Here is a 14,481-nt window from a genome sequence, read left to right as displayed (position 1 = left end):
ACCTTTTTAAAAGACTAAGTTTAAATATCTTTTTGTGAGCAATTTTATTTTCTCCCCTGCCTCTTTCTTTAAACAGATTAATACAAAATTAACCACGCTTGATCAACTAACATACTCAACTAGCGTCGTTGTTGTCCATTTAACAGCGGATCGTCTTCTAAAACCTCCGCAGTTAAATTTTACAAAGATTGACCTTTATCGCGTCCAAGCTTGACTACTCCGGCAATAACCGCAGCTACCAGTTCTTCATCAACTGGTTGTTGTCTGAGTCCCTGCTATCCAGGACGTTTAAGTTTTTCCTCATAGCATCAAAATTTAACCTCAAGGGTTTTCAGCCTTTTTTATTATAAATTTAGATAAGTTTTACATAAGTTCCAAAATGAATCATAAATTTAACAAACTATTAAAATTTCTTCATTAAATATTCAAACAATTGATAGGGCGGAGTTTAACGTACTTAATGTACTTATTGCCTGAGTCAAATCTTTCTGAGTGAGTAGATAGACAGGAGATATCAGCAGAAAATGAAAGAAATTCTTTACTTGGAAGTTCCTACTACCGATAGTGGTGCTGTCCGTGACTGGCTACAAACCGACTTTGTGCCGGGAAATGGAGAAAAATTATTGACCCCAGATGGTCTGCGTCTGCGAAACCCGGTTGCATCTGTCAAAGGACCTTTAGCAACCGAAATTTCTATATTTGTGTGGTCTGTACAACGCACCACTTACCTCAAAGTGTTTCGTTGGGGAGACAAACCCTTCACTAACGAAGGTTCAATATTGCAACGTCTGACTACAGGTATTAGAAGCCGTTTTCCCCATCAATACCCCGAACCACCAAAGATTGACCCTCAAAAGTCGATTTTCGCAGAGCTAGAACCCTATTATCCCCTAACTGTCAAGTATTTTCAGAAAATGCCTCATGGAGAATATGATCTTAAACGTGCTTACTGGTGGGAGCAACGTTGGCGAGAAGGTGTCAAAAATCCTCAGCAACCCCGTCAGGTGGTGTTTTATGCAGAAAACCAGCAACAAACAGCAGAAAACACTTATGACCTCATTTATATTGGTGGCGCTTTGGGTGCGATTCATGCCGCAGTCATGGCAAAATTAGGCTATAAAGTCCTATTGGTGGAAAGATTACCCTTTGGACGCATGAACCGAGAATGGAATATTTCTCGTGATGAAATTCAAACTTTGGTCAATCTCGGTTTATTAACAAATGCAGAATTAGAAACCATTATTGCCAGGGAGTATAAAGACGGCTTTAATAAATTCTTTGATGCTAATAATCCGCCTCACTTAAAAGCACCAGTTCTACACACGCCAACTGTTTTAAATATCGCTTTAGATTCAGATAAATTATTGCAATTATGTGGTGAAAAACTTAAAGCCGCTGGTGGTGATATTTGGGAGCAAACAGAATTTATCCGGGCAGATATCAGAAAAACACAAGTTACTGTTACTGTCAAGGGTGTAAATACGGTAATTGAACAGCAGGTAAATGGTAGATTATTAGTAGATGCAATGGGTACAGCTTCCCCTATTGCTTGGCAATTAAACGGGGGTAGAGCCTTTGATAGTGTATGTCCCACCGTGGGAGCAGTGATTGATAAAGGATTTGCCCCTGGTGTCTGGGATTATCAGTATGGTGATGTTCTTTACAGTCACGGAGATATTTCTAGAGGCAGGCAATTGATTTGGGAATTATTTCCTGCTGCGGGGGAAGAACTGACAATTTATTTATTTCATTATCATGAAGTGAATAGAAAAAATCCTGGTTCGTTGTTAGAGATGTATGAGGACTTTTTCACTATTTTGCCAGAATATCGCCGTTGTGACATGGATAAGCTAGTGTGGAAAAAACCCACATTTGGCTATATTCCAGGGCATTTTAGTGTTAGTGATAGCGATCGCACCATAGCCTTTGATAGATTAATCGCCATTGGTGATGCTGCTTCCCTGCAATCTCCCCTAGTATTTACTGGTTTTGGTTCTCTCGTTCGTAACCTAGAACGTTTAACCACACTCTTAAACACCGCCCTCAAACACGACTTATTAAGTTTCCGTCACCTCAATAAAATTCGTGCTTACCAAAGTAACGTTTCCGTCACCTGGCTATTTTCCAAAGGAATGATGGTTCCCACAGGGAAATTTATCCCACCTCAACGGGTTAATGCCATGCTCAATACCTTCTTTGGTTTATTAGCAGACGAACCCCCAGAAGTAGCAGATAATTTCATTAAAGACCGCTGCGACTGGTTCACATTTAACCGTTTAGCATTAAAAGCAGCTACAAAAAATCCCGCCTTATTAATATGGATTTGGGAACTAGCAGGGTTGAGAGACTTAGTTCGGTGGTTAGGTAATTACCTCAACTTTGGCGTTTATGCCTTCATCAGTGCTTTACTAAGTACATGGTTTCCCAAATTCCTGAAGTGGAGTCAAGGCTGGCTAGAAACACGCTTTCCAGGATTGTGGTTAAACCTATTAGTGACCAACTACGCCATTTCTACAGGTAAACCAAGATTACGGGATCAAGTAGTTACCGTTAAGTCAAAAGCAGTAACCCAAACAAGTCATTAATTAAGTAGTCATTAGTCCTTGGATTATTGACCTTTCGACTTGGGGCGGAAATTTGGTAGTTCCACCGATGCTAAAGATTTCCGTCCCTTGGGTGGACGCTGGGGATAAATCAAAGGTGAAGGTGATTTATGATCAAGGTGATATTCACCTAAAGGTTCTGATCTGAAATGCTCTTTTGGCAATTCTGACCAATAATCATTATTTTCGGGAATATTGGCAATATTTTGCTCTTTTTCGGGAGTAGAGGCATTTATTAGTGATTCATTGCTGGATGAAAGTGTAAACTCTGGAAAATGACTTTCCGTTACTAAAGACTGTTCTATGATTGTTTCCAGTGGCTCATTTTTTTCCAGATTTGATGCTAAGGTATCCCAAATTAGCCCATCATCTGGATGACTCTCTGTATCATTGACTGTTGGTGAAGTTGAGGGTGCAGACTGAGAAGCAAAAAACATTTCGATCAGACTTTCCAACTGGCGATCTAAATTTGATCCCCCAGGAGAAGAAACATCTGCAACTTCAGCAGTAGATTCACTATCCTCTAATTGGGGACTTGACTGTATTGGGATTTCTATATCATCCACATCTGAAGATTTTTCAGCAGGTTCAGAAATGGAGGTAGAGTAATTTTGTTGATCTTGTTGATCAGCGCATGGAGTTGAAGGTTCTAGCCAGGAATTATCTAAATGTTGACGTAGAGTGCTACAAGTATCATGGGTAGCATCGGTTTCCGCAGACCAAGGTTTAATAGGTTGTGCATTGGGAAACAAAGACCTGGCTTTTCTAGAAAATCTGCTATGTCCACCAGTAAGATCATGGGGATGATAGACAGTATCCTCTAGGGTGTCATAGTTGGTGTCATAGTTGGTGTCATAGTTGGTGTCATAGTTGGGGACAGGGGTATCTAGACATTTTTCCAGTGCTGCTTTAAATTGCAAAGTTTGACGTTGTTGGCGTATTAGTCGAGTACGTAATTCCCGACAAGTATTTTCTGAGTGCAATAGTTGGTGAGATTGTTCACTGTAGTTAGTTTGTAGCAGTGTACATTCCCTTTCCAGTTGGGCTACTCGTTGCTGACTCAGTTGTAACTGTGCTTTATGGGTTTCAATGAACATTTCCTGACTTTGAACAGTTTGGACAGCCGTTTCTAATTGCTGGAAAAGAGACTGAATTTGCTCTTGAGCCGTTGCTAGTTCCTGAGTTTGTTGATTCAACATTGAGTCAGTGACACTAGAGCGTTTTTTTTGCCACTGCAAAATCTTTTCTGCCTCAGCTAATTCTTGTTTTAGCTGCTTTACTTGAGCATACAAATCACCGTTAGCTGTTTGTAACTCTTCATTCAGCGTCAGCAACTTCTGAAACTCTGAATCTACCAGGGCTTGTTTTTCACTGTCAGGTTCTGCAATCCAATCTTTTTGGGTATTATGATCTTGTAAATTGTCTGTAACTGTAGATTCAGACTGCTGTATATTTAGCCCGTGGTCAACATCATCTGCTGGGTTCAGGAGTGGTAAATTAGTCACGGCTGTATTTTCATCATGCAGAACTGAGTAAAAGGGACAACTAGCCTGCTCTGATTTCGGCGAATTTGCAAAATTTCGGGGTTCAATCACAGTGCCATTGTTTGAGGTGTCACCTATATTCATCACTCTTGACCCACCTGCTTAAAAATATTCAGCAACGTTCATAGCAGCATTGCTGATCAAATATGTTCGATTCCGAGGTAATCAGGATTGCCTCTAGAAGCCAAGTTTAACTGCTATATAAATCCTAGACAAGTCTAGATTGCTATGGTGTACTATTTTGGCTTCCCAGGGGTAGAGGGTGTGAACCTACTTGACGTTTATTAAAAGTTATATCAAGTTGCTAAAAAATATTATCAAGCCGTCCCTATGCACTCAGCTACTGTAATTTGGTAGAGATTATCAGAGTTTAAAGTATTTTATTTGACAATTTTGATTAAGCACTGGTGACTGGTGACTGGTGACTGGTGACTGGGTAATCAATTTTATTTTTTCAAATTACCAATTACCAATTACCAATTACCAATTACCAATTTACGGTAGCCAGAGGGGATGAAAACCAACTAAGGGCAGTTGTTCTGGCTTAATTTCGGGGTTTCCTTGGTCAGTGATAGGTAAAAGAGGCATTAACCACAGACTGCTCGTAGCTATCGGTTCTCCATCATCTGTTTTTAAGGTATTGACTGGTAGGGTGGTGGCCGTATCTCCTACTGGAACTATCTGGTCAAACAAAATAGCCAACCCATCGGGTGCTAAACTCATTTGCACATTTCTTTGGGCGGGGGGTAGCATCAACAGTGGTTTTTGTTCTTGGGTTTTGAGGTTAATCGCCACTAAATAAGGTTGTTCTATGTATTGTTCCTGTGATACTAGCTGTGTTAACAAACAGTAAAGGGTGGGTGAGGCAGGATCAAAATTGCAACCGAGAATTGAACCTGTGGTTTTTAATAGTTGTTTCTGTACACCTTGGTTAGTGACTAAGAATAAATCCCGCGTGTAATCAGTATTAAATTTGATCATTGCTGCCTGGGAACCATCTTTAGAGAAAGCTTGAACCAAGCCAAATTGCGGGAGAAAATCTAGGGGTTTAGTTGTATCTCCTTCTAGGGATAAAATTGCTGTTCCTTGTCCTTGGGCAACTGCTACGGCTTTGCTATCTGGTGTAATCAGGAAGTCTCCTCCGGGTTGGCTTTCTAAGCGTTGTGGGGTGGGTTTTTCTCCTGAACTGTCCCTGGGTGCTGACAACTGCCACAGTCCAAAGTCTCCGGGATTATCTCTTTTTCCCCTTTGGACTACTATTGTTTGTCCATCAGGAGAGAGGTCAAATTTGAGGTTTTGATACTCTTTGTTATCTAAAAGTAGGTCAAGTTTACCTGGTGCTTCAGGTTGTTCACCTGGTTCACTAGTAATACCTGTGGTGACTGTATAAATTTGGGCTGAGAGCAATTCTGGATTTTTGGAGGAGCGAGCCGAGAAAAGTATTTTATCTCCGTTGGGAAATGGCTCAAAGTCCATAACAATTAGGTCTTTGGGGGTCAGTACCTTTTTTTGTTCTTGGGTGAGGTTATACAGTACCAATTTTCCCTGTTCTTCTTGATTAGCTCCTATGTAAATTAAGGCTCGATTCCGAGTAGAAAAGCTACCTGTAAAGGCTTGCATGAGCCTGTTTTTGCCTTGTGTTTGGGAAAATTTATCTCTAGCTCCTTCTAGAGAAACTTTATAGTTAGTCCCGTAAGGTGCTGGAGTGACGAGTGTGTAAACCATTCGTCGTCCTGCCCAACTGATTTTACCTGCCAGTGGGGGATCAATTTTTAAATTATCCTCGACGCTTTTGGTGTCCATTGGACGACTAAAGGTGAGGGTGAAAGCTGTGTCTTCAGCGCCGATTTTTTGATTCTGCCAAGTAAAATTGCGAACGACTGGTCTAACTGCATCACCTTGCCAGATCACAAATCCAATCAGCAGACTTAATAACAGCATGAGGGCGATCGCTACCCGATCTAGTGCTTGGATAGATTTATAGGATTTTGTCATTGGTAATTGGTAATTGGTAATTGGTAATTGGTGATGGGTGATTAGTGATTGGTGATTGGTAATAGGTGAATGCAATGAAAGGATTTTGGATTTTGTATTTTGGATTATTTTTGTCATCTCCAATCTAAAATCTAAAATCTAAAATCTAAAATCTAAAATTTTCTTTCCCAGTCCCCAATCACCAATCACCAATCACCTATTCCCTAATAACTATATGGATTTTTGGGTTGGGGAATTTCCTTGAGGGAAGTAGCTTTAATAGTTAATCGGCGTTTATTGGCTATGTTTTCTGTGATCATCTGTCCTTCAATTTCTAGCCAAGTATCTGGTGGGTATTTATCGCGGTTTTCTGGAAGTTGAACTGGTAATCCCGCGGGATAGGCATCGGCAGCACAACAAGTAATCACAAATCTGGCTAATATCAAATGATTTTGATCTAATTCTGGGGGATGAATCACAAATCCCTGGACTTTGACTTTTTGCCCTGTATAAGCGTCCGGTTCTGGATAAACGTTAAGTGTGCGTACCCAGTCGATCAGGGTTCGCTCTTCTGGACGGATGGAGGCACGAAAAGCTTGGGGTTGGGCGCGTGTTGCTCCCAATAGTTCAGTTATACCGCGCTCTAGTGCTGTTTGAGAGCTAAATACTTGGGGGGTAATGATAAATCCTAAAACTGCTGTGGTTAACAGCAACCCACTACTCCAACCAGGGGGAAATAGATTTATATGCTGCTGGTTATTGGGTACTTCATACCGCCGACGTTGTTTCCAAAGTTGTAGTCCCTTGAAAAAACCAATGATTAGTAACCCCATAGCACCCAAAATGACTAACCAAAAGAAATCTGGGTGAATCAATAAATTTAGTTCGCCTGTGAACCAGTATTTCAGCATTAAAATTCCCCAAGCTGTAATCGCTAACACATCTAGCCAAGGGAGTAACTGATTTTGGATTTTGGATTTGGGATTTGGGATTGTAGTCATTATTTATTGAGTCATTATGTTAGTTGTAATTTGTCATAGATAACGGAGAATTTACAAAAATTACATGACTGGCTTACATGACGTGCAAATTCAAAATTAAGGTAAATAAAAGTGTTAATTGTCCGGATAAAGCAAATAGATAAAATAGAGCTTTAGGTTTGAAAATTGATAACATCAATCCGACACCTTTGATATCAATCATTGGTCCAAATACTAGAAAAGCTAACAAAGAACCAGTGGTAAAGGTTGAGGCGAAAGATAGGGCGAAGAAAGAATCGACTGTGGAACAAATTGATACTACTGCGGCTAGTACCAACATAGCAAGAATTGAGGTAATTGGACCTGCACCTAGACTGAGGATGAGTTCACGGGGGGCTAATACTTGAATTGCGGCTGCTATTGCACTTCCTACTACCATCACTCCGCCTAATTCCCGTAATTCTTGAACTATATTATCCAATACTAGACGGAGTTTATCTGCAAAAAGTTTATTTGGGGTAGAAGTTGTGATATTTGCCTGGTTTAAATTTCCACCCAGCTTTGTAGATATACCTGCTTTGCCACCAAGAATATAAGTTCCTGATTGTAACAGGGGACTAACCGATGGTTCTTCTTGTAACTGATAACGTTTTCTCTTGGTTTTAGGTTCGGCTTGAGTGGGGGGATTAAATTTCAGATAACGTGCGATCGCCGGTTGCAAGAAAGGACTTAAATCTTTTTGGAAGCTGAAAACAAAACCGATAATTGTAGCGATCGCTAAGGACAATACGACTCTTAACACTACTATTTCTGGTTGATCTCTAAATGCTGTCCAAGTTGCCCAAATCACAATTGGGTTAATTGTCGGTGCTGCTAGTAAAAAGCCTATGGCTACTGGTGTGGGTACTCCTTGCATTAATAATCGCCGTGCCACTGGCACGTTACCGCACTCACACACTGGAAATAAAAAGCCGATCATACTGCCAAACAAAGCTCCCAGCAGGGGATTTGTGGGCATTATATTTACCAATTTGCGCTCATCAATAAAAAATAACAGCAAACTGGAAAATAACACCCCTAGCAGCAAAAAAGGCATGGCCTCGACTAGCAGACTCAGAAATAGGGTGAAACCATTGTTCAGTTGATTGATCATCATGTCGCAGTCAACAGCGGTTGGGAATTTTGGAGTTATGCCTAGTCATTTTATCTAAATCAGGAAGAAACGGGGATCAATCGGGGATCAAATGCAACGTTGTCAGTATTTAGCCATCTGTCTTTAGCAGTCAGCTTTTTAAACGATAACCTAACTTTACATTTTACACTGCTACCTCAGATCACCATAAAACGAGTGAATTTAATTTTGTCTGATTACTTATTAGGGGGATATTCAAGTAAATTTTGACCACGTTGGTAAATTTCCTTTGCATAATCTGTCCACGCTCCTTGTCCCCAATAACGAAAACAGCTTGTTTGTAACAAGAGGTTATGTAATAAAACTTGGCGGTAGTGGGTTTCTCTAGTTACAGGTTTATCTGATGTATTTGACAACAGGTGATCAAATTTTTGATGAAATAAATTACTTAATTCATACATGGGAGATAACACATTTTCGTATCCTTGCACCCAACTAATATGATTCGTCCATGATGCGCCGTCAACATGGAAATTAGGGTTAGTTTTCTTGATTGCTTGAATAGCATTTTCCACAGCATCCGGTTGATAATTATCTATAGCTATTCGCTGCCAAATTTGATGTTGTCCGATGGGTTGACATTGGGGAAAATCTTCTGGTTGACAACCAGCAACTTCTAGTAATTCTAAATATTCTGTACCACAAACACCGACAACGCCACTTTTACCTCCCCCATTTTCTAACATATCCCACCAAGCTTGTTTAAAACCGCCAGGAAATTCATTCATCATTACACCACCGTTTTCACCATCACCGATTTGAGTAACGATTGGCGGTATTAAAACATCTCCTAATTGTTGTTTATTTAAAGTTTTCGCTTCATAGTATGGCTGCATTTGGGCAACTAATTTAGTATCTGAACCTTGGGTTTTAATTAATGCGGTAATACTTATTGTTTCTCCTTGGGAATTACGGGCAATTAATTGATGTGGTAAATGTTTATAATTCAAAGGTTCACCGTTAATTGTTTCTACTGTATGTTCTTGCACCAATAACCAACGATAACCACATTCTTTGAGGGCTTTGATAAATGCAAATAGGGTATCTGGATGGTTTGGGAGGTGCATTTCTGGGGGTGAAAATCCTTTAATTCTTGCTAGTGCTTCCCATCCGAAAATTGCTGCAAAATGATGTTGCCAAGCAATAATGTGTAGTTTAAGATCAGCTATGGGTGTGGAAGGAATGACTGCATGACTCCACATTGTTCCCAACCATTCTACATAAGGCTGATAGGTAGGATCGCAAGTGATACGTTTGAGATTTTCTAAAATATCACTTCTTCCCATTTGTTGCAGTCCCCATAATAGATTACCAGAATAATCCAACATGACACGGGGATTACAACCTTGATGGACTAATTCAGGAATAAATTCTCCCATGCGACTATAACAATAAGCGAATGGTCCTGCGTTGTGGTTGTCTCCTTCGTTTTGGTGTTCAAACATATATTGTAGGTTGCTGATCAGTGAACCATTATATCCTGCTGGTATAGTGGGTTGGTGCATATGGAGAGCGATCGCAAATACCGCTTTTACATCTGCTAATTTGATATTTGTTGTTGGTAAAAATACAGGTTGATTATGGTTGACTACAGATATAACTTCTTTTTCCCAACCTGATATATTTGGTAAATTATCAATGATTTCGGGTAAATTTGATAGATTAGATGGTAATTTCAACATTTTCGTTTTTTCCAAAATCAGGTATAACTGTCAATTTTGCACTGATATTTAACAATGAATACCCCAAGCCATGCAATTATAAATCTGGTGATTTTTCATCAACAATTACGCACTCAGGCAAGTCCAGCTATTATCATCGGTGCAATCCTTCCTGATATTCCCATATTTGTGTTCTATTTTTTGATGAAGTTTGTTTACCGTTTACCAGAACGGCAGATTTGGTCTGAGGTTTATTATCAACCTTTTTGGCAATTTATTGTGAGTACGTTTCATTCTATTCCTCTAGCTTTGCTGGGTGTTTTAATTGCCCATTTTGGAAATTGGCAAATAATTGAGGTTGGTTTTATTAGTATGGTGTTGCACTCTTTGTTAGATTTTCCTGTTCATAATAATGATGCACATCGTCACTTTTTTCCTTTTAGTAATTATCGTTTTATTAGTCCGGTGTCTTATTGGGATGTTAAGCATTATGGGCGCATTGCTGCTTTTGTAGAAATTTTGTTGGTTTTGGGGGCAACAATTTATTTATTTCCTGGTGTTCACACTTATTGGGGTGCGGGTTTGTTGGTTGCGGTTAATGTATTTTATTGGTTTGGCTATTTTCGGTTTTACCTGAAAAGGAAAATTAATTGAATATCCCCCCAACCCCCCTGAAAAAGGGGAGCTTTTTTCTATTTCTGAAGCTCTCTTGCCTTTGTGTGCTTTGTGTCCTTTGTGGTTCTTTGTTTCATAATTTTGCGTAATTACTAAATTACTAATTTATGAAATAAACCGCAAAGTTCGCAAAGTTCGCAAAGTAGAAATTTTTTAAGTAATTACAGCTATTTTCAGGTAAATGAACCACATCTTGATTCAGGTTTCGCGCAAAGGCACAAAGGAGCAAAGGCTCAAAGTCAGAAAGAAATTAATTTAGAGTGTGGTTTAAATACATGAAAACTGCTGTAAAGTTAAGGCGTTGTGTTTCAGAGAGGTGGTATTAAGGGGGATGGAGTTATTGACAATTACTTGCGGGCAGTTCCAAAAGCTAGACGATTTCTAGAAAACAACGAATTGCTAAAGTGTTGAATTTTTGTGATGAAATTCTTGATGATGTTGGTTTGAGGTTGTTTGTTTGGTGCTGTTAGTTGTAATACTATTTCTAGTAACCAAGGGGCTAGGTTTTGACACCAAACTGCTAAATGAGATTGCCATCCAACTAATATTTCTGATCTGTCTTTTTGCAGTCCGATGATCAGGGTTTGGGCTACTTGTTGGGGTGTCATGGGGGTAACACCGCGAAATAGTTTTAAGTCGCGCACCATGTCTGTGTCTGTGAGGGTGGGAAGTAAGGCCACAACGCGGATGTTGTGTTCTGCTAGTTCCCGTCTCAACGCTTGGGTAAATCCTAAAATGGCAAATTTGGTGGCGGAATAGGTGGCCATTGTTGGTGCTGCTACTTTACCCATGAGACTGGAAACGTTAACAATTGTTCCCTCTTTTTGGCTGGCCATGCGTCGCGCTATCAAACTTGTGAGGGTGTACATTCCCAATAGGTTGACGGAAAGTTCTTCTTGCACTTGGGGAAGTTTTGTTTGCAGAAATGAGTTTTGGTATGCGATCCCGGCACAGTTAACTAACAGGTGTATCGGTCCGTGATTTTTCCAAATTTGGGCGATCGCAATATTCACGCTGACTGGTTGGGTTAAGTCTAAAGGAATGATTGTGGTTTCGGTTCCCAATTTCTCGATTTCTTGGGCGACTTCGGCTAATTTTTGGCGATCGCGTGCTACCAAGATTAACCGCTTTACTCCTTGCTGGGCTAATTCTAATGCGATCGCTCTTCCAATGCCACGAGAGGCCCCCGTAATTAGAGCAACTTTACCTTGAATATTCATCGGTTTTTACCTCCAAATTTTCCGCCTTCCCTTTCTTTTCCTATCTCTGGGTAAGACGATGAATGGTAATTCTATTCACACGAGATTTTTCTGTTACTCATCTGCAATACCCCTCTTTTGCTGACAAGGTAGAAATTTCTCGTTTTGACGATGGTTTTCTCAAAACTGAAGTTCATTGGCAGAGTGGATACAGCGCATCGGTTTTACCTCTCTTTAGATCCGAGCTTTTACCAGTATGTTGCCACTACACACACTAGCAACTAAATCAAGGGATTGCAATATTTTTTAATAAGAATTTCTTAACAATTCTTCACAAGGTTATATTATATATGCGGTATTTTAGAGAGATAAGGTTTTATTAATACTGACTGATCCCTGTGTTGATTCTTTGATATTTGGATGGAGTAGGATTTTAAAGTGAATTAAACGCGGATAAATGCGGATAACCGAGGATGATATAAGATTATTTGTGTATAATATTATAGTTAGGACTGACTACTGCTATCTTTTAAACCTAATAAACTACTAATTAATTTAGGTAACTCGCTACAACAGGGATTGGAATATTTATATAATTCTTCGCGTTCTATTTGCTTGGCTATTTTTTCAGCACGTTGAATAGCTGTTTCCGTTAATAGTTTTAATGGTTTGGGATAGAGAGACATTGATTTATCATATTCTGGGATATGTTTATTGAGTAAGTTTAGTAATTTATCTCGATTTATTTGTGATAAATGATCTTGAAAATGAATTAAATACCAAAGCTCAAAACAAGGATTTGTAATTGCTAAATTAATTTTTTGACTATTAGCTCTATTAATAGCTTTTTGCCAATTATCCTTGCTTCTTTCAATATGTTCATCTCCATCAAAAACAGCCCAAGCAGTATCATTTGTAGTCCATCTTTTTTCATTTTTCATCTGTTGTCTTTCTTCAATTAGTCTTTCAATGATATTACCTGGGTCTGTTTTCTTTTGAGGAGGTAATACAATAATTTCTAACGTTGGTGAACGCAAATCATTGCGAATACTATTAAAATAAATCGGTTCTGTTTTACTTCCTTCACAAGCGATGAGGATTTTTTGAGTAATTTTTCTGCTTGGTTGACGACGTTCTAACTTTCTGGACATTCCTCATCACCCTGTAATATCATTGTTTCATCCGATGGTAAAAATGGAACTGCTCCAAAGCGTCCATCTAAATAAGCTTTATCTATTGCTAAGTCATTTCTGACATGGAAATCAGTTAAAGGATATAATTCTGTACTATGATCTGGGCGTTTTTGGGTAAACCATATTTGATCCCGTCTGAGTAAGTTATTTCTTTGTAATGTATTATCATGACTGGTGAAAATTAGTTGGGCATTTTTAGGATTTGTTTTGGGATTTTGAAACATCTTGATAATATATTTTACAATGTTTGGGTGAATATTTGTACCTAATTCATCAACAATTATTAATCTACCAACATTGTTCAAAGTTATTACTATCTGGAATGCCCAGTATAAAAGGCGTTGTGTACCCAAAGATTCTTCATCTAAAAGCCACTCAATTTCATCGCCTTCATGTGTTGTATGTACGGCATATATATTGTATTCAAAATCTTCTTCAAATTTCTTTCTTAATTCAATTCTGGAAAGTCCAGTATCAAACTGTTGTATAATCTTCAAGCACTCTTTAAGGACTATATTAGACGTAGAAGCCTTCATTTGCTGTATTACATAATTCATTGTAGTTAAATCTAATTTTTCAATACCTAAATTTACACCAGGATTTCTCGTTTTTATCCAGTTAAATAGTTTTTTTACAATATTAATTTCCAATTGTATTAATATACTAATAAATAGTTCTGTTTCTTTAATACTGCTTTGAAGTTGATTATGTGGTCCAGAAAAATCACTACCTATTTTCCATATAAATTTTTTGCTGTTCTCATCCCATTGACGATAAAATAAACGACGAGTTCGCTTAGTTGTATGCAATGAGTAATCTAGTTTTTCTGAAATTACACGATGTTGATTAATTTCTAATGAATAAGTATAAATATTATCATCAAATAAGGTTCTTAATTCAAATTTTGTAGATTTTTGAGCATATATACTATCTAATTTAAAAGGATCTAGTTTTGCATATTTAATCAATTTGTGTACTCCCATAGCTTTTATCTCGTGTATACCAGGAGACATCATCATTAATAAATAATCCAAAGCTTGAATCACATTACTTTTACCGGATGCGTTAGCGCCAAAAATTGCCAGAACAGGTAAAACTTCAATATCCCAACCTTCCACATAATACCCAGGTGCAATTTCATGATCTGATTTTATCCCTTTGCGTTTGCTGCTTTCGCTGGTTTTACGACGACTGGGTTTTTGAGCGATCGCACTTAGGGTAACAGGTTCTTTAATTGAACGGTAGTTTTCTACTGTAAAATCTAAAAGCATAATTTAAGCCACAAGACGCAATTTTTTGTGATTTCTTCACATAAATCCTATCGTAATTCCTAAAAAATCTCCACTTTCAGCACAACTTGTTATCTTAACTTACACCTACTGCGGACTATTACCACCAAATAATTACACTTTGTTACACACAACTAACTATTACACAAGTATTAGCTTCAAAATAGAAAT

Annotated in this window: 10 protein-coding genes; 2 read left to right on the top strand and 8 right to left on the bottom strand. The window is 38.6% G+C overall.

The features are described 5' to 3' along the window. Positions 1–524 precede the first annotated feature (524 nt). A complete protein-coding gene (locus H6F45_RS02800) occupies positions 525–2,585 on the top strand; it encodes a flavin-dependent dehydrogenase (protein ID WP_190346400.1) in 2,061 nt (686 codons plus the stop codon). A 23-nt stretch (positions 2,586–2,608) separates the two neighbouring features. Here H6F45_RS02800 and H6F45_RS02795 read toward each other — a convergent pair whose 3' ends face one another. The 5 genes from H6F45_RS02795 to H6F45_RS02775 all read right to left on the bottom strand — a co-directional run bounded on the left by H6F45_RS02795 (position 2,609) and on the right by H6F45_RS02775 (position 9,975). Then, positions 2,609–4,231 carry a hypothetical protein gene (locus H6F45_RS02795; protein ID WP_137667049.1) on the bottom strand — a complete coding sequence of 541 codons (1,623 nt, stop codon included), beginning with the start codon at positions 4,229–4,231 and terminating at the stop codon, positions 2,609–2,611. Positions 4,232–4,642: 411 nt separating this feature from the next. Beyond that, positions 4,643–6,142 carry an Ig-like domain-containing protein gene (locus tag H6F45_RS02790; RefSeq protein WP_096565181.1) on the bottom strand — a complete coding sequence of 500 codons (1,500 nt, stop codon included), beginning with the start codon at positions 6,140–6,142 and terminating at the stop codon, positions 4,643–4,645. Between the two features lie 203 nt (positions 6,143–6,345). Continuing rightward, a complete protein-coding gene (locus H6F45_RS02785; protein WP_096565184.1) occupies positions 6,346–7,122 on the bottom strand; it encodes a TIGR03943 family protein in 777 nt (258 codons plus the stop codon). Positions 7,123–7,195: 73 nt separating this feature from the next. After that, positions 7,196–8,254 (bottom strand): permease, encoded by a 1,059-nt coding sequence (locus H6F45_RS02780; RefSeq protein WP_137667050.1) that lies wholly within the window; start codon positions 8,252–8,254, stop codon positions 7,196–7,198. A 215-nt stretch (positions 8,255–8,469) separates the two neighbouring features. Continuing rightward, entirely contained in the window at positions 8,470–9,975 is a 1,506-nt protein-coding gene (locus H6F45_RS02775; protein WP_096565186.1) for a glycosyl hydrolase family 57, read from the bottom strand. A 54-nt stretch (positions 9,976–10,029) separates the two neighbouring features. Between H6F45_RS02775 and H6F45_RS02770 the strand changes: the two genes are divergently transcribed. Continuing rightward, on the top strand, positions 10,030–10,608 hold the full coding sequence (locus tag H6F45_RS02770; RefSeq protein WP_096565188.1) for a hypothetical protein: 579 nt from the start codon (positions 10,030–10,032) through the stop codon (positions 10,606–10,608). Between the two features lie 368 nt (positions 10,609–10,976). On the opposite strand, the gene H6F45_RS02765 is transcribed toward H6F45_RS02770, so the two are convergent. The 3 genes from H6F45_RS02765 to H6F45_RS02755 all read right to left on the bottom strand — a co-directional run bounded on the left by H6F45_RS02765 (position 10,977) and on the right by H6F45_RS02755 (position 14,292). After that, on the bottom strand, positions 10,977–11,849 hold the full coding sequence (locus H6F45_RS02765) for an SDR family NAD(P)-dependent oxidoreductase (protein ID WP_096565190.1): 873 nt from the start codon (positions 11,847–11,849) through the stop codon (positions 10,977–10,979). A 485-nt stretch (positions 11,850–12,334) separates the two neighbouring features. Beyond that, a complete protein-coding gene (locus tag H6F45_RS02760; protein ID WP_190346399.1) occupies positions 12,335–12,979 on the bottom strand; it encodes an RloB family protein in 645 nt (214 codons plus the stop codon). Further along, positions 12,964–14,292: an ATP-binding protein gene (locus H6F45_RS02755; protein ID WP_190346398.1), complete on the bottom strand. Its 1,329-nt coding sequence runs from the start codon at positions 14,290–14,292 to the stop codon at positions 12,964–12,966. Before H6F45_RS02755 ends, H6F45_RS02760 begins: the two co-directional genes overlap by 16 nt. Positions 14,293–14,481: the final 189 nt, after the last annotated feature.

Source organism: Sphaerospermopsis sp. FACHB-1194 (assembly GCF_014696235.1).
Classification (GTDB): Bacteria; Cyanobacteriota; Cyanobacteriia; order Cyanobacteriales; family Nostocaceae; genus Sphaerospermopsis; species Sphaerospermopsis kisseleviana.
The sequence above is the reverse complement of the archived record's forward strand: the minus strand, read 5'-3'. Positions and strand labels throughout refer to the sequence as shown.

Excerpts from the sequence above, each read along its gene's own strand:
- H6F45_RS02780 (WP_137667050.1), bottom strand. The coding sequence starts at position 8,254 with ATGATCAATCAACTGAACAATGGTTTCACCCTATTTCTGAGTCTGCTA.
- H6F45_RS02795 (WP_137667049.1), bottom strand. The coding sequence starts at position 4,231 with ATGAATATAGGTGACACCTCAAACAATGGCACTGTGATTGAACCCCGA.
- H6F45_RS02800 (WP_190346400.1), top strand. The coding sequence starts at position 525 with ATGAAAGAAATTCTTTACTTGGAAGTTCCTACTACCGATAGTGGTGCT.
- H6F45_RS02770 (WP_096565188.1), top strand. The coding sequence starts at position 10,030 with ATGAATACCCCAAGCCATGCAATTATAAATCTGGTGATTTTTCATCAA.
- H6F45_RS02765 (WP_096565190.1), bottom strand. The coding sequence starts at position 11,849 with ATGAATATTCAAGGTAAAGTTGCTCTAATTACGGGGGCCTCTCGTGGC.
- H6F45_RS02785 (WP_096565184.1), bottom strand. The coding sequence starts at position 7,122 with ATGACTACAATCCCAAATCCCAAATCCAAAATCCAAAATCAGTTACTC.
- H6F45_RS02790 (WP_096565181.1), bottom strand. The coding sequence starts at position 6,142 with ATGACAAAATCCTATAAATCTATCCAAGCACTAGATCGGGTAGCGATC.
- H6F45_RS02760 (WP_190346399.1), bottom strand. The coding sequence starts at position 12,979 with ATGTCCAGAAAGTTAGAACGTCGTCAACCAAGCAGAAAAATTACTCAA.
- H6F45_RS02775 (WP_096565186.1), bottom strand. The coding sequence starts at position 9,975 with ATGTTGAAATTACCATCTAATCTATCAAATTTACCCGAAATCATTGAT.
- H6F45_RS02755 (WP_190346398.1), bottom strand. The coding sequence starts at position 14,292 with ATGCTTTTAGATTTTACAGTAGAAAACTACCGTTCAATTAAAGAACCT.